The 21,743-nt window shown below is 65.6% G+C and carries 19 protein-coding genes; 9 read left to right on the forward strand and 10 right to left on the reverse strand.

Annotated features, from left to right (window positions below; translation table 11 throughout):
• Nucleotides 1-259 precede the first annotated feature (259 nt).
• The 3 genes from nadA to nadC all read left to right on the forward strand — a co-directional run bounded on the left by nadA (nt 260) and on the right by nadC (nt 4,087).
• Complete coding sequence (nadA, locus tag ACNJX8_RS31420; RefSeq protein WP_439357985.1) at nt 260-1,390, forward strand: quinolinate synthase NadA; 1,131 nt, start codon at nt 260-262, stop codon at nt 1,388-1,390.
• Between the two features lie 194 nt (nt 1,391-1,584).
• Nucleotides 1,585-3,198: an L-aspartate oxidase gene (locus ACNJX8_RS31425; RefSeq protein WP_439357986.1), complete on the forward strand. Its 1,614-nt coding sequence runs from the start codon at nt 1,585-1,587 to the stop codon at nt 3,196-3,198.
• A gap of 10 nt (nt 3,199-3,208) precedes the next feature.
• Entirely contained in the window at nt 3,209-4,087 is an 879-nt protein-coding gene (nadC, locus tag ACNJX8_RS31430; protein WP_439357987.1) for a carboxylating nicotinate-nucleotide diphosphorylase, read from the forward strand.
• Nucleotides 4,088-4,212: 125 nt separating this feature from the next.
• On the opposite strand, the gene ACNJX8_RS31435 is transcribed toward nadC, so the two are convergent.
• From ACNJX8_RS31435 to ACNJX8_RS31445, 3 genes are all read right to left on the reverse strand, one after another.
• Complete coding sequence (locus tag ACNJX8_RS31435) at nt 4,213-5,652, reverse strand: cell wall hydrolase (protein WP_439357988.1); 1,440 nt, start codon at nt 5,650-5,652, stop codon at nt 4,213-4,215.
• Nucleotides 5,653-6,295: 643 nt separating this feature from the next.
• On the reverse strand, nt 6,296-9,235 hold the full coding sequence (gene ppdK / locus ACNJX8_RS31440) for a pyruvate, phosphate dikinase (protein ID WP_439357989.1): 2,940 nt from the start codon (nt 9,233-9,235) through the stop codon (nt 6,296-6,298).
• A 96-nt stretch (nt 9,236-9,331) separates the two neighbouring features.
• Nucleotides 9,332-9,487: a DUF3096 domain-containing protein gene (locus tag ACNJX8_RS31445; RefSeq protein ID WP_008562090.1), complete on the reverse strand. Its 156-nt coding sequence runs from the start codon at nt 9,485-9,487 to the stop codon at nt 9,332-9,334.
• A 223-nt stretch (nt 9,488-9,710) separates the two neighbouring features.
• Between ACNJX8_RS31445 and ACNJX8_RS31450 the strand changes: the two genes are divergently transcribed.
• Nucleotides 9,711-10,064 carry a DUF1236 domain-containing protein gene (locus tag ACNJX8_RS31450; protein ID WP_128935546.1) on the forward strand — a complete coding sequence of 118 codons (354 nt, stop codon included), beginning with the start codon at nt 9,711-9,713 and terminating at the stop codon, nt 10,062-10,064.
• A gap of 249 nt (nt 10,065-10,313) precedes the next feature.
• Here the strand turns inward: ACNJX8_RS31450 and glyS are convergent, their stop codons facing one another.
• The 6 genes from glyS to ACNJX8_RS31480 form a co-directional block, all read right to left on the reverse strand.
• A complete protein-coding gene (gene glyS, locus ACNJX8_RS31455; protein WP_439357990.1) occupies nt 10,314-12,413 on the reverse strand; it encodes a glycine--tRNA ligase subunit beta in 2,100 nt (699 codons plus the stop codon).
• Nucleotides 12,413-13,348 (reverse strand): glycine--tRNA ligase subunit alpha, encoded by a 936-nt coding sequence (locus ACNJX8_RS31460; protein ID WP_439357991.1) that lies wholly within the window; start codon nt 13,346-13,348, stop codon nt 12,413-12,415. The genes glyS and ACNJX8_RS31460 overlap by 1 nt, the downstream gene beginning before the upstream one ends.
• Before the next feature lie 227 nt (nt 13,349-13,575).
• Nucleotides 13,576-13,767 carry a hypothetical protein gene (locus ACNJX8_RS31465; protein ID WP_091892621.1) on the reverse strand — a complete coding sequence of 64 codons (192 nt, stop codon included), beginning with the start codon at nt 13,765-13,767 and terminating at the stop codon, nt 13,576-13,578.
• Between the two features lie 105 nt (nt 13,768-13,872).
• A complete protein-coding gene (locus ACNJX8_RS31470) occupies nt 13,873-14,781 on the reverse strand; it encodes a S49 family peptidase (protein WP_128935549.1) in 909 nt (302 codons plus the stop codon).
• A gap of 214 nt (nt 14,782-14,995) precedes the next feature.
• Entirely contained in the window at nt 14,996-15,763 is a 768-nt protein-coding gene (locus ACNJX8_RS31475; protein WP_439357992.1) for a tRNA1(Val) (adenine(37)-N6)-methyltransferase, read from the reverse strand.
• Nucleotides 15,756-15,983, reverse strand: coding sequence for a putative signal transducing protein (locus tag ACNJX8_RS31480; RefSeq protein ID WP_080135683.1), 228 nt, complete (start codon nt 15,981-15,983; stop codon nt 15,756-15,758). The genes ACNJX8_RS31475 and ACNJX8_RS31480 overlap by 8 nt, the downstream gene beginning before the upstream one ends.
• Before the next feature lie 134 nt (nt 15,984-16,117).
• On the opposite strand from ACNJX8_RS31480, the gene ACNJX8_RS31485 reads away from it, so the two are divergent.
• From ACNJX8_RS31485 to ACNJX8_RS31505, 5 genes are all read left to right on the forward strand, one after another.
• Nucleotides 16,118-17,125 (forward strand): polyprenyl synthetase family protein, encoded by a 1,008-nt coding sequence (locus ACNJX8_RS31485; RefSeq protein ID WP_128942627.1) that lies wholly within the window; start codon nt 16,118-16,120, stop codon nt 17,123-17,125.
• 281 nt (nt 17,126-17,406) lie between these two features.
• On the forward strand, nt 17,407-17,922 hold the full coding sequence (locus ACNJX8_RS31490; RefSeq protein ID WP_128943216.1) for a winged helix-turn-helix transcriptional regulator: 516 nt from the start codon (nt 17,407-17,409) through the stop codon (nt 17,920-17,922).
• Nucleotide 17,923: 1 nt separating this feature from the next.
• Nucleotides 17,924-19,186: a beta-ketoacyl-ACP synthase II gene (gene fabF / locus ACNJX8_RS31495; RefSeq protein ID WP_439357993.1), complete on the forward strand. Its 1,263-nt coding sequence runs from the start codon at nt 17,924-17,926 to the stop codon at nt 19,184-19,186.
• A 44-nt stretch (nt 19,187-19,230) separates the two neighbouring features.
• A complete protein-coding gene (locus tag ACNJX8_RS31500) occupies nt 19,231-19,863 on the forward strand; it encodes a LysE family translocator (RefSeq protein ID WP_249760272.1) in 633 nt (210 codons plus the stop codon).
• Complete coding sequence (locus ACNJX8_RS31505; RefSeq protein WP_439357994.1) at nt 19,856-20,731, forward strand: alpha/beta fold hydrolase; 876 nt, start codon at nt 19,856-19,858, stop codon at nt 20,729-20,731. The genes ACNJX8_RS31500 and ACNJX8_RS31505 overlap by 8 nt, the downstream gene beginning before the upstream one ends.
• A gap of 124 nt (nt 20,732-20,855) precedes the next feature.
• Here the strand turns inward: ACNJX8_RS31505 and ACNJX8_RS31510 are convergent, their stop codons facing one another.
• The gene (locus ACNJX8_RS31510; protein ID WP_439357995.1) at nt 20,856-21,740 is read right to left on the reverse strand and encodes a 4-(cytidine 5'-diphospho)-2-C-methyl-D-erythritol kinase; all 885 of its coding nucleotides are present in this window, start codon (nt 21,738-21,740) and stop codon (nt 20,856-20,858) included.
• Between the last annotated feature and the right edge of the window lie 3 nt (nt 21,741-21,743).

Genomic DNA, 21,743 nt, shown 5'->3' on the forward strand with positions numbered 1-21,743 from the left:
AAGTCAAAAGCGGTTGCATTCCACGAGGAGCTGTCGCGAGAGCATTGCGTTTCACGCGGCCTCGCCCGGCTCACTCCGGGCGATTTGACGGGAATGTGTGCGATGGGGCCTAGCGATCTTCGGCGGAGCGTGTTATCTTAGATTTACTCATATTGAGCATATTTGAGCCTCGATGACATCCAGCTCCGGCCTTCGGCCGGATTACTCGGGCCCAAAATATACTCATATTGAGCATAATTGGCATGCAAGGGAGGCTTCGATGCCGATCACTGGAATCTACGGTCCCGACGACTTCGCCAACCGGCCGCACGGCCAAATCGATGGCCAAGTCAATGTCCAAGACATCAGCTCCCCTCGCGCCGCGCCCTCCCGAGCGGGAGCCGCGCTGCCAATGCCCTCGCTGGACTGGACGCCCGAGGTCGAGCGCGCCACTGCATCCCTTTACGAACGCGTGAAGCACGTGATCCCGCCGATCGAGTGGCCGCTGCTAGCGCCGACCATCAAGGCGATCAACGAGCTGAAGCGCGCCCGGAACGCCGTGATCCTCGCGCATAACTACCAGACGCCGGAGATCTTCCATTGCGTCGCCGACATCGGCGGCGACTCGCTCCAGCTCGCGGTCGAGGCGACCAAGGTGAAGGCCGGCATCATCGTCCAGTGCGGCGTGCACTTCATGGCGGAAACGTCGAAGCTGCTCAACCCGGACAAGACGGTGCTGATCCCGGATTCACGGGCCGGCTGCTCGCTCGCCGCCAGCATTACCGGCGCCGACGTGCGCCTGCTCCGCGAAAAATTCCCCGGCGTGCCGGTCGTCGCCTACGTCAACACCTCGGCCGAGGTGAAGGCCGAGGTCGATATCTGCTGCACCTCGTCGAACGCGGTGCAGGTGGTCGAGAGCCTGAACGCGCCAAGCGTGATCTTCCTGCCCGACCGCTATCTCGCCACCTACGTGGCCTCCAAGACCGACGTGAAGATCATCGCCTGGAAGGGCGCCTGCGAGGTGCACGAGCGCTTCACCGGCGACGAGCTGCGCAACCTTCGCGATGGCGATCCGACGGTGCAGATCATCGCGCATCCCGAATGCCCGCCCGACGTGCTGGCGGAGGCCGATTTCACCGGCTCGACCGCGCACATGATCAACTGGGTGCGTAACAAGCGGCCGCGACGGCTGGTGATGATCACGGAGTGCTCGATGGCCGACAACGTGCGGGCGGAACTGCCCGACGTCGAGATGCTGCGCCCCTGCAATCTCTGCCCGCACATGAAGCGCATCACGCTTGCCAACATCTTGGAAAGCCTGCGGACGCTCCGCGAGGAAGTGACGATCGACCCCGCGCTCGCGATGCGCGCACGGCGCTCGGTCGAGCGGATGATCAATCTGAAGAATTGAGAGCAAGACGCTGCAACACGCACAGCCGTCGTCCCGGACAAGCGCGCCTCAAGCGCGCTCAGATCCGGGACCCATAACCACAGGCCGACGTGGTTGCAAAAAACCGACGTTGAGCAGCTGAGCCAAACAATTGCTGCCGCGGAGTATGGGTCCCGGCCTTCGCCGGGACGACGGCGGAGCAAGAGGAAATAGCGATGACAACAAGAAACAACATCCACAATCTCACCCGCGCTACCGACGACGTCGTCATCGTTGGCGGCGGCCTTGCCGGACTCTTTTGCGCGCTGAAGCTCGCGCCGCGGCCGGTGACGCTGATCTCGGCGGCCCCGCTCGGACAGGGCGCATCATCGGCATGGGCGCAAGGCGGCATCGCGGCGGCGGTGGCCGAAGGCGATACGCCGGAAGCGCATGCCGCGGATACGATTGCCGTCGGGGGCGGTCTCGTCGATGAAGCCGTCGCACTTGGCATCGCGCGGGAGGCGGCGCCGCGAATCCATGACCTTCTCGCCTATGGCGTCCCATTCGATCGCGACCTCGAAGGAAAGCTCGCAGTGGGACGCGAAGCCGCACACTCGGCCCGGCGCATCGTGCATGTGCGCGGCGACGGCGCGGGCGCGGCGATCATCGCGGCCTTGAGCGAGGCCGTGCGCCGCACGCCGTCGATCCGCATCATAGAAGGTCTCGTCGCCGAAGCACTGCTGAGCGAAGACGGCGCCGTCGCGGGCCTCCAATTGCGCGAGGCCGGCAATCCCGCTGCACGGCCGATCATCCTCGCCTCGCGCGCGATCGTGCTCGCCACCGGCGGCCTCGGGCATCTCTATGCCGCCACCACCAATCCGCTCGAGGCCAGCGGCTCGGGTCTTGCGATCGCCGCTCGCGCCGGCGCCGTGATCGCCGATCCCGAATTCGTGCAGTTCCATCCGACCGCCATCATGGTCGGGCGTGATCCGGCGCCGCTTGCGACCGAGGCGCTGCGCGGCGAAGGCGCGACGCTGATCAACCGCCACAGTGAGCGCTTCATGCCGGCGCGCCATCCGCTCGCCGAGCTCGCGCCGCGCGACATCGTCGCCCGCGGCGTGTTCGCCGAGATCGCGGCCGGGCGCGGCGCCTTCCTCGATGCGCGACAGGCGCTGGGGACGCGCTTCGCCGAAAAGTTTCCGACCGTGCATGCGAGCTGCATCGCCGCCGGAATCGATCCCGCGACAGAGGCGATCCCGATCGCGCCGGCCGCGCATTACCACATGGGCGGCATCGCAGTGGACGCGCGCGGCCGCAGCTCGATCGACGGGCTCTGGGCCGGCGGCGAAGTGTCGTCCACCGGCGCGCATGGTGCCAATCGGCTGGCGTCGAATTCGCTGCTGGAGGCCGTGGTCTACGCCGCGCGCATCGCTGAGGACATCGACGGCTGCGCCGCCCCCGCGCCTGCCCGGCTTCCGGACGCGCTGGTGACGCCGCACGGCGGTGCGCCCGATGCTGCGGCCGTGAAGCGGCTGCGGGCGGTGATGACCGCACGCGTCGGCGTGATCCGCCACAGTGACGGGCTTGCCGAGGCCGTCCACAGCTTCGCTGCGCTCGAACGCGAGGCTACGAGCATCGCGCTACGCAACATGGCGACGTCCGCGCTGCTCGTCGCGGCCGCGGCCTGGAGCCGGCAGGAGAGCCGCGGCGCGCATTTCCGCTCCGACCATCCGGCGGAAGTCCCTGCCCTGGCGCAACGAACGATGACCACGCTCGCCGCAGTGCGCGAGGTGGCCGACGGCCTCGCCGATCACTCAATGCCGCACACCGCGCAACCCATCATGGCCTGACGGAGTTCTCATGATCACCGCAACCTCACTGCTCTATCCCGACGCCTTTCTCTCGCCGCTCGCCATCGACGAGGCCGTGCAGCGCGCGCTCGACGAAGACCTTGGGCGCGCCGGCGACGTCACCTCGCTGGCGACGATTCCGGAAGCCACGACGGCGCAGGCGATCCTGGTCGCGCGCCAATCCGGCGTGATCGCCGGATTGCCGCTGGCGCTGGCGACGCTGCAAAAGCTCTCACCCGACATCGAGGTCCGCGCGCATGTCCGCGACGCCGCGCGGGTTGCCCGCGGACAGCAGGTGTTGACGATCTCCGGGCCTGCGCGCGCCATTCTCGCGTCGGAGCGGACCGCGCTGAACTTCGTCGGCCGCCTGTCGGGCATCGCGACGCTCACGGCCGACTATGTCGCGCGCGCCGAAGGCACGAAAATGCGCATCTGCTGCACGCGGAAGACCACGCCGGGATTGCGGGCGCTGGAGAAATATGCCGTGCGCTGCGGCGGCGGGTTCAACCACCGCTTCGGCCTCGACGATGCGATCCTGATCAAGGACAACCACATCGCGGTCGCCGGCGGCATCCGGCCCGTGCTGGAGCGCGCCCGCGCTCATGCCGGCCATCTCGTCAAGATCGAGATCGAAGTGGACACGCTTGCGCAACTGCGCGAGGTGCTGGCCACCGGACTGGCCGACGCGGTGCTGCTCGACAACATGGATATCGCGACGTTGCGCGAGGCAGTGAGGCTCACCGAGGGCCGCCTCAAGCTGGAGGCGTCCGGCGGCGTCACGCTGGACTCGATCGCGGCGATCGCGGCCACCGGCGTCGACTACGCCTCGGCCGGTGCGCTGACGCATTCGGCGCCGAATTTCGACTGTGCGTTGGACATCGAGGCGTGATTGGAACACTAGCGCCTCCACAACGTCATGGCCGGGCTTGTCCCGGCCATCCACGTCTTGCGGCACAGCGCGAAGAACGTGGATGGCCGGGGCAAGCCCGGGCATGACGGTCTTTCGTGAAGGCGCTACCGCCGCTCGCCCATCTCCGCGGAACTCTTGGCTTCCTGCGCGAGCTCGGCGGAAAGCGCCGCGGTCTGCGCGGGCGTGCCCCAGCTCGGCTCCTCGCTGCCGTCGCCCCAGTTGCGTGGCCGATAGAAGGTGTGCACGCCGGTCTTGTACATCTTCTTCATCTCGGCGACCCAGGACGGGCGCACCCAATAGGCGTGGTAGTGCGTCGACTTGCCGACCTCGGGCAGCCAGATCTGGCCATCGAGCATCGCCTTCGAAATCTTCTTCGCGCGCTCCCACATCTCGGGCTCGCGGATCACGTCCGGATTGTTGTCGCAGGCAAAGGTGAACTGGCAGGCGAAATGGCGGTACTTGTTCTGGTAGACGACGCCGCACACGGTGTCGGGATATTTGCCCGAGAAGACGCGGTTCATCACCACCTGTGCCACCGCGATCTGGCCGCGCACGGCCTCACCGCGCGATTCGAAATAGACCGCTTCGGCGAGACACTTCTCGGACTTGGCGCGCGACTTGTCGTCGAGCGCGAGCCGCTCTGCCGGCGACCTGGCGCGCTGGTTGTCGGCGTTGACCTCGCCCTTCGGCGCGACGCTCTCACCGCTTTCGACGTCCTTGGCAATCTCCGCTGTCGGCGGCGACAGCGAGGCCGTCACCTTCATATCGGGATCAGGTATCACGATCAGCGGCTCGGCCCCGGGCTGCCAGCTCTCGATGCTTTCGAGATTGCCGCCGAGCGAGGAGCTGCCGAAGAACAGGTTCGACGTCTTGACGGTGAAGGGATCGCGCGCCGGCGCGGTGGCCTGCTTCAGCGCTTCCGGCGGCTGCACCGCAAACGCGCGCGCGCTATCGCTCGCCTGCGGCGCATTGGTATATTGCGGCAGCGGCGGCGCACGCAGCGCTTCCTGGAGCTCGGGATCGAGCGCGGCCGCGGACTCCGGCGACATCGGCTGCGGTAGCGTGGCGGTCTTGGCGCCGAACACGGAGCTGTTCGACGTCGCAGGATCTTCCTGCGCGGGCGCTGCCGGCGGCGTAGCCGCATCGGGAGACGTCGTCGGCGTCACGATCGCGAGACGATCACCCTTCATGGAGCGATCGACCTTGGGAAAATCGGCGGCCTGGTAGCGCGGCGGCGCCTGCAGGGCCGGATTGCGGCTGATCGCGCCGGTGACGTCGCGGCCATCGATGCTGGCGAGGCGAACCATCGCGCTCTGCGGAACCGAGGTGCCGATCGGCCGGGAAAAACTGTAGGTGGCGAGCTGGATCGAGGATGCCGCGGAATACACCTGCTTCTGCCACCGCTCGGCGACGCCGGGTTGGCGCGCCAGCAGCGAGGCAATGTCCTGATAGCCGGTCTCTCTCGGCATCAATGCGAAGATGCAGAGACCGATGCCGAAGGACGCGAACCGCGCGCCCTTCGGATGGTTACGCAACACTGACATCGATACGCTCACGCTACGCTTACGCCAGAAAAATCGAACGGCAGTACGTCCGTGCAATTCGATCTTTATTGTAAGTATCTAATTTAGGTTGCCGGGGCGTTAATCGACGTGGCGCGCACGGCACACTCAAGCGAACACAGGTGTTTTCACGGAGTGATCGCGCGTGCTGGTAAATGCCGAGCGAGGTGAAGCGGTAAATAATGGGTCAACGCATATGGTGAAGGAACTCTTGTACGCACGTATCATTACGGGACGTGTGATGAGTTCCGTTGTTGGCGTTTGCGCAAAGCGTTTCCACATAACCGATGTCATGCCCGCGAAGGCGGGCATCCAGTACGCCGCGGCTTCTCGATTCAGACACTGCCGTCTCGGCGTACTGGATGCCCGGTTAAGCCGGGCGATGACACTGAGTGTGTGGCGCGAGGCACATGCAACACGATCGTCATTGCGAGGAGCACTTGCGACGAAGCAATCCAGAATCGCTCCGCGGAAAGATTCTGGATCGCTTCGCGGAGCCTGTCATCGGGCCGCGCTTCGCGCGGACCCGTTGGGCTCGCAATGACGGTGTGGATACAGCACGGCGCAAAATGAAAGAGGCGGGGTTGGGCCCCGCCTCTTCGCATTCAACATTTGACCTCGTCGCTTACGCCTGGCTCGCGATCTCCTTGCCGAGCGCGGCTTGCGCCGCAGCGAGGCGGGCGATCGGTACGCGGTAGGGCGAGCAGGAGACGTAGTCGAGGCCGATCGTGTGGCAGAAGGCGACGGAAGCGGGATCGCCGCCGTGCTCGCCGCAGATGCCGACCTTGAGCGAGGACCGCGTCTTGCGGCCGCGCGCGACGCCGATCTTGACGAGCTCACCGACGCCTTCCTGGTCGAGCGCGATGAAGGGATCGACCGAGAGGATGCCCTTCGTCACGTAAGGACCGAGGAAGCTCGCCGCGTCGTCGCGGCTGATGCCGTATGTAGTCTGCGTCAGATCGTTGGTGCCGAACGAGAAGAACTCGGCGGACTGCGCGATCTCGGCCGCGAGCAGACAGGCGCGCGGCAGCTCGATCATGGTGCCGACCTGATAGGCGAGCTTCGTATTGGTCTCGCGCATCACCGCCTGCGCGGTGGCATCGATCCGCGCCTTGACGAGGTCGAGCTCGGCCTTGGTCGCGATCAGCGGCACCATCACCTCGAGACCGACGGCCTTGCCGGTGCGTTTCTGCGCCTCGACCGCCGCCTCGAAGATCGCGCGCGCCTGCATCTCGGCGATTTCAGGATAGGCGATCGCGATGCGGCAGCCGCGGAAGCCGAGCATCGGGTTGAACTCCGAGAGCTCGCGGGCGCGGTCGGCGAGGCGCCGCGGGTCGGTGTTCATGGCGCGCGCCACTTCCTCGACCTCGGCATGGGTGTGCGGCAGGAATTCATGGAGGGGAGGATCCAAAAGCCGGATCGTGACGGGCAGGCCCTTCATGATCTCGAACAGCTCGACGAAGTCGGCGCGCTGCATCGGAAGCAGCTTTGCGAGCGCGGCACGGCGCGACTGCTCGTCTTCGGAGAGGATCATCTCGCGCACCGTGCGGATGCGCGTCTCCTCGAAGAACATGTGCTCGGTGCGGCAGAGGCCAATGCCTTCCGCGCCGAACTTGATCGCGGTGTGCGCGTCCTCCGGCGTATCGGCATTGACCCGCACGCCGATCTTGCGGACCTGGTCGGCCCAATTCATCAGCGTGCCGAACTCGCCGGACAGCTCCGGCTCGATCATCGGCATGCGCCCCGCGAGCACCTGGCCGAGCGAACCGTCGATGGTGATGACGTCGCCGGTCTTGAAGGTGCGCGAGCCGATGCTCATGGTGCCGCGGCCGTAATCGACGCGGATGGTGCCGCAGCCGGAGACGCAGGGCTTGCCCATGCCGCGCGCGACCACCGCCGCGTGCGAGGTCATGCCGCCGCGCGTGGTCAAGATACCTTCGGCGGCATGCATGCCGTGAATGTCTTCCGGGCTGGTCTCGATACGGACCAGGATCACCTTGCGTCCGTCGGCCTGGAGCTTGGCCGCTTCATCCGAGGAGAACACGATCTCGCCGGACGCAGCGCCAGGCGAGGCCGGCAGGCCGGTCGCGATCACGTCGCGCTTGGCATTGGGATCGATGGTCGGATGCAGGAGCTGATCGAGCGAAGCCGGATCGATCCGCGTCACCGCTTCCTTCTTCGAGATCAGGCCCTCATTGGCGAGCTCGACCGCGATGCGCAGCGCCGCTTTCGCAGTGCGCTTGCCGCCGCGGGTCTGGAGCATCCAGAGCTTGCCCTGTTCGACCGTGAACTCCATGTCCTGCATGTCGCGGTAGTGCTTCTCGAGCAGCGTGTAGATCCGCGTCAGCTCCTTGAAGGCCTCCGGCATCGCCGATTCCATCGACGCCTTGTCGGAGCCCGATTCCTTGCGCGCCTCCTCGGTGATGTCCTGCGGCGTGCGGATGCCCGCCACCACGTCCTCGCCTTGCGCGTTGATCAGGAACTCGCCGTAGAGCTTGCTCTCGCCGGTCGAGGGATTGCGCGTGAAGGCAACGCCCGTCGCCGAGGTCTCGCCCATGTTGCCGAACACCATGGCCTGCACGTTGACCGCGGTGCCCCAGGATTCCGGGATGTCGTGCAGCTTGCGGTAGGTCACCGCGCGCGTGTTCATCCAGGAGGAAAACACAGCACCAATCGCGCCCCAGAGCTGGTCGTGCGGATCCTGCGGAAAGTCCTTGCCGGTCTCGCGGGCGACCGCGTCCTTGTACTTGCCGACCAGTTCGACCCAGTCGTCGGCGGACAGATCGGTGTCGAGCGTATAGCCCTGGCTGTCTTTGAAGGTGTCGAGGATTTCCTCGAAATGATGATGCTCGAAGCCGAGCACCACGTCCGAATACATGGTGATGAAGCGGCGATAGCTGTCATAGGCGAAGCGACGGTCACCCGACAGCTCGGCCAGCGCTTCCACGGTCTGGTCGTTGAGGCCGAGATTGAGCACGGTGTCCATCATGCCCGGCATCGAGGCGCGCGCGCCGGAGCGCACGGAGACGAGCAGCGGGTTCTTGGTGTCGCCGAATACCTTGCCGGTCAACTTGCCGACATGCTCCAGCGCCTTCTCAACCTGCGACTGCAGTTCCTTCGGATAGGTTTTGCCGTGTGCGTAGAAATAGGTGCAGACCGAGGCCGGGATGGTGAAGCCCGGAGGCACCGGCAGGCCCAGATTTGCCATCTCGGCGAGGTTGGCGCCCTTGCCGCCGAGCAGGTCACGCATTTCCGAGCGGCCCTCGGCCTTGCCGTCACCGAACGTGAACACCCATTTGCCGGCCTTGGCCGCTGCTGGCGCCGCCTTCGCGGGCGCAGCCTTCTTCGGTGCGGGCTTCGCAGCGACCTTCGGCAGAGCCGCCTTGGTCACGGCCTTTGCCGCCGGCTTGGCGGCGGACTTCGCAGCGGGCTTGGCGACCGGCTTCGGCGCTCTCTTGGCCAGCGCCTTGCGGGCCGGCGGCGCGGCCTTCGCCGCGGCGGAGGACTTTGATTTCGCTGGGATTTTCGCTGGCATTTTCTTCGGCTTCGAAGCGGCTTTGGCCATAGCTTGCACACAACCTGCGAGAGGAATGGGAAATCGCGGGCCTTACACCATTTTGGGCGGGCCCGCGCAAGACGGACAGTTCCGAAAAGTGAACGCCTAGAAGCGGAGCCACTTCAGGAGCCCGAGCCCGATCGCGCCGTTCACGATGAGGAAGATCGCGACGATCAGATTGAGAAGTCGCGGCATGATCAGGATGAGCACGCCCGCAATCAACGACAGGATCGGCGAAATGTGGGCGACGGTGATGTGCATGAATTATCTTTCTGTGGAGGTGGACGAATCGCGGGCGGATCATAGCGGCCCCGGTTCCGCGAGTAGAGACGCGTAAGACCGATGCGAGTTCCCGGCTTCGCGAAAACTGCCCGAAATTGCCGCGGATACGGCAGGCCCTTTCCCGGAACATTGCGAAGTCGCATGCATTGGCAACCGAATGCGCCACTGGCGCTTGCCGAACATCACGTCGAAGGAGTTGCCCATGCGAAACAGGATTCTTGCCCTCGCGGCGCTGTGCGTTGCGATCGGCTCGCCCCTCGCGGCACAGGCGCAAAGCGATGTCACGGTGGGACGCGCGCCCGCCGTGGTCGACAGCAGCCCGACCATTGCGGCCGACCAGCGGGTAGCCTTCCGCGACTATGTCGTCGAACAACGTGTGCCGCCCTTCCGCATCCCGGATCGCGTGGTGGTCGGCGCCATCTTACCCGAGAGCGGCATCACCTATTATGACGTGCCGCAACGTTTCGGCGCCACCACCTATCGCTACACCGTCGTGAACGGCGAGACCGTGCTGGTCGAACCGCGCTCACGCCGCATCGTCGAGGTGCTGAACTGAGATCGACGACCTGAGATCGACTAGATGTCCGGCGCGCCACATCAGGCTGGCGCGAGCAGTATTAATCGGACATCAGGCCCCGCCCGGTCCTCCCCCCGCCGGGTGGGGCTTTTTTGCGCCACACCAATAGCCGTCATTCCGGGACACGCCGAAGGCGTGGACCCGGAATCCATCGGGCCGCAGCGCATGAGGATGAATGGATTCCGGGCTCGCGCTCCGCGCGCCCCGGAACGACAGCCTCCTGCGCGATCAGTCCTGGATCTTCGAGAAATCCGCCACCGCCCGCGTGGCGCTGCGGATCTCGTTCAGCAGCTTCAACCGATTCTCGCGCACCTTCGCATCGTCGTCATTGACGCGGACCTTGTCGAAGAACGCGTCGACCGGCGGACGCAATTTCGCCATCGCGCTCATCGCGGCGGAAAAGTCTTCCTTGGCGACGGCAGCGCTCGCTTCCGCCTTGACCTCACCGATCGCCTTCGCCAGCGCTTTCTCCTCGTTGAGGCTGTAGAGCGCAGCATCGGGCGCGCCGTCGAACGTGCGCTTGTCCTTCTTCTCTTCGATCGAAAGGATGTTGCTGGCGCGCTTGGTGCCGGCGAGCAGGTTCTTGCCATCGTCGCTATCGAGGAACTTGCCGAGCGCCTCGACTCGGCGGACGATCAACAGGAGATCGTCCTGGCCGCCGAGCGCGAACACGGCATCGACGAGATCGTGCCGCGCCCCCTGCTCGCGGAGTTGGACTTTCAGGCGGTCGGCGAAGAAGGCGAGCAGGTCACTCGGAAGCTTTTGAGCATCGGCCGGCTTGACCGACAAGCCGGCGAGTGCAGACGCCGCCACCTCCATGAGCGACAAACGCAACGCGTTCTCGGCAATCAGCCTGATCACCCCGAGTGCTGCCCGCCGCAGTGCATACGGATCCTTGCTGCCCGTCGGCTTCTCGTCGATGACCCAGAAGCCGACGAGCGTATCGATCTTATCCGCGAGCGCCACAGCCACGCTGACCGAATCTGTCGGCACGCGATCGGCAGGACCTTGCGGCTTGTAATGCTCCTCGCAGGCAGCAGCGACGGATGCATCCTCACCCTGTGCCAACGCGTAATACTTGCCCATCAGGCCCTGCACTTCCGGGAATTCGCCGACCACTTCGGTCAGCAGATCCGCCTTGGCGAGATGTGCGGCACGCATCGCCTTGGCGACATCGGCGCCGACCAGCGGCGCGATCTCGGCGGCGAGGCGTTCGATACGCTTGATGCGCTCCGCCTGCGCGCCGAGCTTCTCGTGGAACACGATCTGCTCGAACTTCGGCAGCCGATCCTCGAGCTTCGTCTTCAGATCGGTCTCGTAGAAGAATTTTGCATCGCTGAGCCGCGCGCGGATCACGCGCTCGTTGCCGGCGATGATGGTCGCACCACCGTCGGTCGCCTCGATGTTGGCGACGAGGATGAACTTGTTGGCGAGCTTGCCCGTCTTGGGGTCGCGCACCACGAAGCACTTCTGGTTGTTGCGGATGGTGGCGCGGATCACCTCGTCGGGAGTTTTCAAGAACTCCTGCTCGAACGAGCCCATCAGCACGACCGGCCATTCGACGAGGCCTGCGACCTCATCGAGCAGGTTCTGGTCCTCGACCAGCTCGAAGCCTTGCGCGAAGGCAAGCTGCTTGGCGTCGGTCAGGATCGCGTCCTTGCGCCTGTCAGGGTCGAGCACGACCTTCGCATTCAGGAGCTTGGCTTCGTAGTCCGCGAAACGGCGGACAGAAATAGCTGATGGCGCGAGGAAGCGATGGCCGTAGGTGGTCTGGCCGGCCTCGATGCCATCGACCGAGAATTTTACGACATCGGGCTCTTCGGTCTCGAGGCCGAAGGTCGCGGTGATCGCGTGCAGCGGACGCACCCAGTTGAGCGAGCCGGGCTTGGCCGAGCGCGCGCCCCACCGCATCGATTTCGGCCAGGGGAAGGTGCGGATGATGACGGGCAGGATTTCCGCGAGCACGTCGATGGCGTCGCGGCCGGTCTTCTCGATCAGCGCGATGTAGAAGTCGCCCTTCGGGTCGCGCTGGATCTTGGCTTCGTCCAGCGATTTCAGACCGGTCGCTTTCAAAAAGCCCTGCACGGCCGCATCGGGGCCGCCGACTTTCGGTCCGCGGCGCTCGGTCTTGAGATCAGGCTGGCGCGCAGGGATGCCGTGCACGGTGAGCGCAAGGCGGCGCGGCGTCGCGAAGGCTTTCGCGCCCTCATAGACGAGGCCTTCGGCGACGAGCTTGTCCGTGACCAGGCGGCGCAGATCGTCGGCCGCCTTGGCCTGCATGCGCGCGGGGATTTCTTCCGAGAACAGTTCAAGCAACAATTCGGGCATCAGGCCGCTCCGCCCGCTTCGGTGTGCACCCAGGCTTCGCCGCAGGCTTTCGCCAGCTCGCGGACCCGGAAGATGTAGCTCTGTCGCTCCGTCACCGAAATCACGCCGCGCGCGTCGAGCAGGTTGAAGACATGGCTCGCCTTGATGCACTGGTCGTAAGCCGGCAGTGCCATCAGATGCGCCTCGCGCTTCTCGTCCTTCCAGCCGGCATCGAGGTATTTCTTGCAGGCCGTTTCGGCCATCTTGAATTGCTCGAACAGCATCGCGGTGTCAGCGTGCTCGAAATTGTGCCGCGAATATTCCTGCTCGGCCTGGAAGAACACCTCCTTGTAGGTGACCTTCTCGGCGCCCTCGCGACCGTTGAAGTTCAGATCCATGATGCGGTCGACGCCTTGCAGATAGCAGGCCAGCCGCTCGAGCCCGTAGGTGAGCTCGCCCGCGACCGGCGCGCATTCGACGCCGGCGACCTGCTGGAAATAGGTGAACTGGCTGACTTCCATGCCGTCGCACCAGCACTCCCATCCCAGGCCCCAGGCGCCCAGCGTCGGGCTTTCCCAGTCGTCCTCGACGAAGCGGATGTCGTGCACGGCGGAATCGATGCCGATGGCCGCGAGCGACTTCAGGTACAGCTCCTGAAGGTTCGGCGGCGACGGCTTGAGGATGACCTGGAACTGATAATAGTGCTGGAGCCGGTTCGGATTCTCGCCGTAGCGGCCGTCCTTGGGCCGGCGGGAGGGTTGCACATAGGCGGCATTCCACGGCCTCGGACCGAGCGCGCGCAGGGTCGTCCCGGGGTGGAAGGTGCCGGCGCCAACTTCCATGTCGTAGGGCTGAAGGATCACGCAGCCGTAATCCGCCCAGTAGCGCTGCAAGGCCAGGAGCAGGCCCTGGAACGAGCGTTCCGGGCGCATATGGGCGGGCAATGAGGCGTCCATCGTCAGATCAGGCTCTCGCGGGGGGTTGAATCGCGCGGGACCGTATCGACGGCGGGGATGGGAATCAAGGCGAAGGGGGCTTTCTTACCTCGCCCGCCTGCGGGAGATGTCGGCGCGAAGCGCCGGGTGAGGGCTTTCTCCTCTTGGGGTTCTCGCTCGTGGAGAGACCCTCTCCCCAGCCCTCCCCCGCAAGCGGGAGAGGAGGCGCACCTTGCGCGCGGGAAGAGCTAGCCCGGCCGGTAAGCTCCGGTCACGGGGTCACGTTTCAGCGTCTGGATGTCCCCCATAGGGGCGGCCTCGGTGACGCGCGACAGGCGCATCTCCTCCAGCTCCTGGTTGATCCGGACAGCGGTCTTGTAGGCCCAGCGGACCACGGCAAGCCCACCCAGGACGCCCGCGAAAGCGACGAACGGCGGCATCGGTCGATCCTTGTCTAGTGCTCAGCCCCCATGCGCATTGTTGCGCAGATGGACCTGCGCCGCAATCGGAGCGTCGAGGGGCCAAATGGCGCGGGAGCGCGAGCCCTAGAACCCGAATTTCGCCCAAATCGCCCGCGTCTCGACTGCCGAGATCAGTTCGTCCGGCAGGCCGGCCATTGATTCCAGGGCCGAAAGCTGCCCCGCGCCCGGCGCTTTCCGGCCCAGAAGGCCGGAGAGGAGCCCGGTCGGCTGCGCGATCACGGGGGTGAGAACCTTCTCGCCATAGCGGGCACGAAGAGTTGAGCGGATATCACCGATGCCGTCGGCGAGCCCCAGCGCGATCGCGCTCTCGCCGGCCCAGTATTCTCCCGTGAACAGGGTGTCGTCCGCGCCCTTCAGCCGCGCGCCGCGGCTGTCCTTTACCAGCGAGATGAAGATCTGATGGATCTCGCGCTGGATCGCCTTCAGCTTGGCGACGTCATCCGGGTTTTCCGGAAGGAACGGGTCGAGCATCGCCTTGTGGGCGCCGGCGGTGTAGAGGCGCCGCTCGACGCCGAGCCGCCTGATCGCCTCCTGGAAACCAAAACTGCCACCGACCACGCCGATCGAGCCGAGGATCGATGAGGGATCGCAGATGATCTCATCGCCGGCACAGGCGATCATGTAGCCGCCCGAGGCCGCAACGTCCTCGACGAAGACCAGCACGGGCAGCTTCTTCTCCGCCGCGAGCTGCTTGATGCGCAGGTAGATCTGGCGCGACTGCACCGGCGAGCCGCCGGGCGAATTGATCACCAGCGCCACCGCCTTGGCGTTCCGATACGAAAACGCCCGCTCCAGCACCCGTGCGACGGTCGCGAGCGTCATGCCCGGACGCAGCGGCGTCACTGCGCCGATTACGCCGGATAGCCGCACCACCGGCACGATTGCCGCGCCGGGCCGGAAACGCGCCGGCAGATATTGCATGAGCTTGTCGGCCAGGCCGGAACTCTCACGATCGTTCAATTGTTCGGCCATGCCGTTACCTCTGCTTAACCATTTCTTATCACGCGACTGTCATTGGAAGTGCCTGGAACGTGTTTTGCAGATTTTCCGTTGGGAGGCTGCAATGAGGCAGCGGAGAACGCCATGAAAATCTATTTGCTGATGCTGCTGATCGGTGCGCTATTCATGGCGATCCGTCTGACGACGCCGCAGGAACAGCAGTCGGAATCGCTTCCGCAGTAGGCCGTCACGGCTCCGCCAGCGGCAACACCGCCCTCCCCTCCAGAATCTCCTTGACCTCTTTTTTAGGGACGCCTGACTCGTCGTTGAGCATGAGGCCCGGCAGCAGCCGCGTCGGCGCCCGGCCGCCTTTGACCCCCCGCACCAGCACCCGGATCGCGGGACGTCCGGCTTCCCCATGAACCGGAAGAATCGACAGGCTGCCGAAGCCGCGTGACAGCGCTGCCAGGACGTCGGCGATCCCATCTGCCCGCCAGATCAATGTCAGCACGCCATTCGATCGCAGGATGCGCCGCACCGCATGCACCCATGCATTCAGCGTCTCCTCGCTCGCGACATGGGCGGTGTGACGCGCCTGGTCCGGCGACCCGCGATGCCGCGCCGGATCGTTGAAAGGCGGGTTCATCAGCACCACGTCGACGCTGTCGGGCACGAGCCCATGTGCCGCAAACGCCTGGGCATCGGCCGTGACGTCGAGCACGATCGCCTCGGCGGCAATTCCATTTGCCACGGCGTTGGCCCGCGCAAGCTCCGCCAGCTTCGGATCGATCTCGATCAGGCTGAGGTTGATCCCCGCCACGCGCCGGGCGAGCGCGAGGCCCGCCGCGCCGATGCCGGCGCCGAGATCGACCACGCGATCGCCTGCCCTGGCCTCGGTCGCCGCCGCGAGCAGGATGGCGTCGTGCCCGGCGCGATGGCCGGACCGCTTCTGCTTCAGGCGTAACTGCCCGCCGAGAAAGGCGTCCTCGGTGATATCAGCCGGCGCCTCAATCATCGCCGCGCAGTTCGTGGCTGAGGCCAGCCTCGGTGAGGAGCTGACGGGCCTCGAGGGCGTCGTCTTCATGGACCAGGATACGGCGCGGCAAAATGCCGAGCGAGCCCTCGATGATGCTCATGTTCTGGTCCAGCACCAGATGATGGATGTTGGCACCGTCGAGCAGTGCGCCGATCGCCGACACCAGCACCATGTCGTTGGTCCGAACCAGTTCACGCAAAACGCAGGTCTCCTGCCTGAAAAAGGGGGAAAGCGGCAAATGTCAATGGTTCCGCGGCACTTGCCGCGTCCGCCGCCAGTTTCTATTGTCTTTCCATCAGAATAGCCCTTCCGGGGCAAATATTGGAGACCGGCGTGGCCGTCATCGTACCTTTCGAAACTCCCGGCGCGTCGATCGAAGAGCTGGTTACCCTTGTCGCCGGTGACATGGAGCGCGTCAACGCCACGATCCTGTCGCGGACCGGTTCGGATGTAACCATGATCCCGGAGGTCGCCAACCATCTGATTTCCTCCGGAGGAAAACGACTGCGGCCGATGCTGACGCTCGCCATGGCCAACCTCGCCGGCTACACCGGCGACGGCCACATCAAGCTCGCCGCCTCCGTCGAGTTCATGCACACCGCGACCCTGCTCCACGACGACGTCGTCGACGAGAGCGAGATGCGCCGCGGCAAGCTGTCGGCGCGCATGCTCTGGGGCAACGAGGCGAGCGTGCTGGTCGGCGACTTCCTGCTCGGCCAGGCTTTTCGCATGATGGTGGAGGTCGGCTCGCTGCGCGCGCTCGACATCCTCTCCGCGGCCGCCGCCACCATCGCCGAGGGCGAGGTGATGCAGCTCGCGGCTGCCAAGAACACCGCGACCACTGAGGACGAATATCTCGCTGTGATCCGCGGCAAGACCGCCGAGCTGTTCGCGGCCGCCTGCGAGGTCGGCCCTGTCATCGCCAACCGTCCGAAGGCGGAGCAGACCGCCTGCCGCTCGGTCGGCATGAATCTCGGCATCGCCTTCCAGCTCGTCGATGACGTGCTCGACTATGGTGGCAAGAGCGCCAAGCTCGGCAAGAACACCGGCGACGATTTCCGCGAGGGCAAGATCACCCTGCCGGTCGTGCTCGCCTTCCGCCGCGGCAACGACACCGAGCGCGCCTTCTGGATCCGGGCGCTGGAGCGCGGCGAGATCGGCGATCCCGATCTCGACCACGCCATCGGCCTGATGAACAAGCACCGCGCCCTCGAGGACACGCTGAGCCGCGCCCAGCACTACGGCGCCATGGCAGTCGATGCACTGGCGCTGTTCCCGTCCTCGCCGATGAAGAGCGCGCTGGAGCAGGTGGTGGCGTTCTGCCTGGCGCGGTCGCATTAGGGGCGCCTCTACGGCACACACCGGCGACACCGGTGAGATCGCCCACCGCTGCCTCCACATCGTCATTGCGAGCGCAGCGAAGCAATCCAGAATCCCTCCGCGGAAATAGTCTGGATTGCTTCGCTCCGCTCGCAATGACGGAGTGAGGCGCACGACCATCTTTCGCCAACTCGCATTTCAACTCACCCCACAGCCCAACGGTCGCGCCGCTTCCTTACCGGCCTCCACCCGCGCTCACCTAGTAACTTGCATTTTGAAAGTAACTACCCTACCTTCCCGCCATGCAGCCCAAATCCCCTTCCATCCTGGAATGCCCGGTCGGCCGCGCCGTGGAGACGGTCGGCGAATGGTGGAGCATCCTGATCCTGCGGGATGCGTTTCAGGGCGCGACGAAGTTCGACGAGTTTTCGCAAAGCCTCGGCATCGCGCCGAACATCCTGTCGCGGCGACTCGCCCATCTCACCGAGAGCGGCATGTTCGTTCGCCGCCGCTATCATGAGCGGCCGCCGCGCTACGAATATGTGCTGACGGATAAGGCGCGGGATTTCTTCCCCGTGATCGTGGCGCTGCTCGCCTGGGGCAACAAGCATCTCGCTCCCAAAGGCGAATCTATCCTGCTGGCGAACCGAAGCGACGTTCGCCCGCTCGATCCTGTCGTCGTCGACGCCGCCGACATGCGTCCGATCACGCTCACCAATGCAGTCGTCATCGCAGGCCCCCGCGCCAGCCGCGGGATGCGTGCGCGGCTCGCTTCGCTCAAAGCCATGAACCCGGCCGTCGCGCCGGCTGGAGACTGACATGCGTCGTATCGTCGTGACCGGAATGGGCGCAGTGTCGCCGCTTGGCTGCGGTGTCGAACTGTCCTGGCGCCGGCTGCTGGCCAGTCAAAGCGGGCTGCGCCCGCTGCCGGAATGGGCGCAGGCACTGCCGGCGCGCATTGCCGGGCTCGTGCCCGACAGGGCCGATGACGCCGAAGGCGGCTTTGATCCCGCACAGGCGGCCGCGCCAAAAGATCAGCGCAAGATGGACCGCTTCATCCTGTTCGCGCTGCTCGCCACCGCAGAAGCGGTGACGCAAGCCAAATGGATGCCGCAAGACGCAGCGGCGCAGGAACGGACTGCGACGATCATCGCCTCCGGCGTCGGCGGCTTTCCGGCGATGGCAGAGGCGGTGCGCATCACCGAGCAGCGCGGCGCGCGCCGGCTCTCGCCGTTCACGATCCCCTCGTTCCTCGCCAATCTCGCCGCCGGCCATGTCTCGATCAAATACGGCTACAAGGGCGCGCTGGGCACGCCTGTCACGGCCTGCGCCGCCGGCGTGCAGGCGATCGGCGATGCCGCGCGCATGATCCGCGCTGGCGAAGCCGACGTTGCGATCTGCGGCGGCGCGGAGGCCTGTATCGATATCGTCAGCCTCGGTGGCTTTGCAGCCGCACGTGCTCTGTCGAGCGGCTACAACGACGAGCCCGCGCGCGCCTCGCGCCCGTTCGATCGGAAGCGCGACGGTTTTGTGATGGGCGAAGGCGCCGGCATCCTGGTGATCGAGGGGCTGGAGCATGCGCTGGCGCGCGGTGCAACGCCGATCGCGGAGATCGTCGGCTACGGCACGAGCGCGGATGCCTATCACATGACATCGGGTTCGCCCGATGGCGACGGCGCCCGCCGCGCCATGGAGATCGCGCTTCGGCAGGCGGATCTTGCGCCCACGGATTTGCAGCACCTGAACGCGCATGCGACGTCGACGCCGGCCGGCGACGAGAGCGAGCTTGGTGCGATCGGCGCGCTGTTCGGCCGTAACCGGGGCATTGCCGTGAGCGCGACCAAATCGGCCACCGGCCATCTGCTTGGCGCCGCCGGCGGTCTCGAGGCGATCTTCACGGTGCTCGCTTTGCGCGACCAGATCGCGCCGCCGACACTCAATCTCGAAAACCCGGATCCTGGCGCTGATGGCATCGACATCGTCTCCGGCGCAGCGCGGCCGATGCCGATGCAGAATGCCATCTCCAACGGCTTCGGCTTTGGCGGGGTCAATGCCAGCGTGATCTTCCGCCGGATGGGCTAAACGAGGGACCTTGCAATCGCGGCCGGCTTCGTTACCAAAACAGCATGATCACGACGAACTTCTGGCTGTTCCTGGCAGCAGCCTGTCTCATTGCCGCCATTCCAGGCCCCGGCATTTTCTATGTCGCGGCACGGACCTTGTCGGAGGGACGCATCAGCGGCTTTGCATCAACCGCGGGCACGGCGCTGGGCGGACTGGTTCATGTGGTGGCGGGCAGCCTCGGCATCTCCGCGATCATCCTGGCCAGTGCCGAACTGTTCGCGGCCGTAAAATTCGTCGGCGCGCTCTATCTGGTCTGGCTCGGTATCAAGACGTTCCGCAGCGCCGGCCGGACGCTGTCGCTCGAGAGCGAGCCCGTCGGCGACAAGCGCGCCTTCCGCGACGGCGTGCTGGTGGAGGCGCTGAACCCGAAGACCGCGGCGTTTTTCCTCGCCTTCATTCCGCAATTCCTGGATCCCGCGGGATCGAACCCCACGCTGCATTTCATCGTGCTCGGCGCGATCTCGGTGATCTTGAACACGCTCGCCGATGTGGCGGTGGTGCTGATGGCATCAGCAACGCGCAAGCAGCTGATCGGAAGGCCGCATCTGATGCGGCGACTTACGCAAGGCTCGGGCGTCTTCATCGCCGGCCTTGGCCTGTCGCTCGCACTGGCGCGGCGCCCGGCAAATGGCTAGCGCCCCGCAAAGCCGCTTCTATGAATCGCACGGCCTGCGGCTGCATTATGCCGACTGGGGCAATGACGGCGCGCCCGTCGCCATCCTGGTCCATGGCGGCCGCGATCATTGCCGCAGCTGGGACGTCATCGCAGAATCGTTGCAGCCGCACTTTCACGTGCTCGCACCCGACCTGCGCGGACACGGCGATTCCGAATGGACCCGAGGCGGCAGCTACGCGCTGACGGAATATGTGTACGATCTTGCCCAGCTCGTCCGCAGCATCGCAGCGCCTCAGGTGACGCTCATCGGCCATTCGATGGGCGGCATGGTCAGCCTGATCTTTTCAGGATCATTCCCCGATCTGGTCTCGAAGCTCGTCGTCCTCGACGGCGTGACCATGTTGCCGGACACGCCGAAGCCGCCGGTGCATGAGCGCATCGGCAAATGGATCGCCCAGCTCGACAAGCTGCATGACCGCACGCCGCGCCGCTATGCGAGCCTCGAGGCCGCAGCCGCGCAGATGATGCTGCACAACAAGCGCCTCGCCCGCGACCTCGCGCTGCATCTCGCCACGCATGGCGCGCGGCGGAACGAGGACGGCACCTATAGCTGGAAATTCGATCCCTACCAGCGCGCCAGCGCGCCGCACCGGCTCTGGCCGGACGACCACGTCGCGCTGTGGTCACGCATCGCCTGCCCGACGCTGCTGCTCATCGCCGGCGAAAGTTTTCTGGCGGGCGCAAAGGCAGCAGGCCTGGAACGGTATTTTCGGAACGCGCGCATCGAGACGATCGCCGGGGCGGGACACTGGCTGCAGCATGACCGGCCGCAGGAGGTGCTGGGCGCGATCCGAAAGTTTCTTGGGCTGGCAGCGGTCAGCGGCTAACTCAACTGCCGTAGGGTGGGCAAAGGTGCAACAGCGCCGTGCCCACCATGCATCCAGATTGACGAATAAGTTCGTGGGCACGCTTCGCTTTGCCCACCCTACGGCACCGTCTTCGCAGAAATACCTAGCTCAACGTCCCCGCATGCACCCACCAGCCGGGGTGATCGCGCCGGATCTTTTCGGCGGCGGTATGGGCCTCGGCCGGCGCGCCATAGATCGCAAAGCACGTCGCGCCGGAGCCGGACATGCGGGCGAGCTTGACGCCGGCGGAATCGCGCAAGGCTTGCAGCACCTCGCCGATGACAGGTTCGATGCGCATCGCGGGCGCTTCGAGGTCGTTGGGGACGGTTTCGAGAACGTCGACCCAGTCAGCGATCGACGCCCCCTCCTCCGGCCAGGCCGGGGCGCGGATGACGTCGGTGACGCCGACCAGGAGCTCGCCGTTGCGCAGGCCCAGCGCCTTGAACACGTCCTTGGTCGCGACCGGCACGCGCGGATTGACCATGACGCAGGGCATGCTCGGCAACGCGAGCGACAGCAGCTGCTCGCCGACCCCGGTCATGTCACAGGCGCGCGATTGGAGACACACCGGCACATCCGCGCCGGTCGCGAGCGCGACCTTCTGAACGCGGGAATCATCGAGCGACAAATCGTTGAGACGCGCCAAGAGCCGCAGCGCCGCCGCGGCATCCGCCGAGCCGCCGCCGATGCCGGCTGCAACCGGGAGCACCTTGTCGAGCACGAAGGCGCCCAGCTTGAGGCCGGGCACAGCCTCGGCGAGAAGCTTGGCGGCCTTGAGCACGAGATTGTCGGCGGTGTCGCCGCAAGCTGCCGCCAGCGGTCCGGTGGTGGTGAGCTTCAGTTCGCCACCCGGCTCCAGCGTCAGCCGGTCGGCGCAGTCGGCAAACGCAACCACGCTTTCGAGATCATGATAGCCATCGGCACGACGGCCGACGACGCGAAGGCTCAAATTGACCTTCGCCCGTCCCTCTTCAATCAACGCCGACATCGG

It is taken from the genome of Bradyrhizobium sp. SPXBL-04 (assembly GCF_051853035.1).
Lineage (GTDB): Bacteria > Pseudomonadota > Alphaproteobacteria > Rhizobiales > Xanthobacteraceae > Bradyrhizobium > Bradyrhizobium zhanjiangense.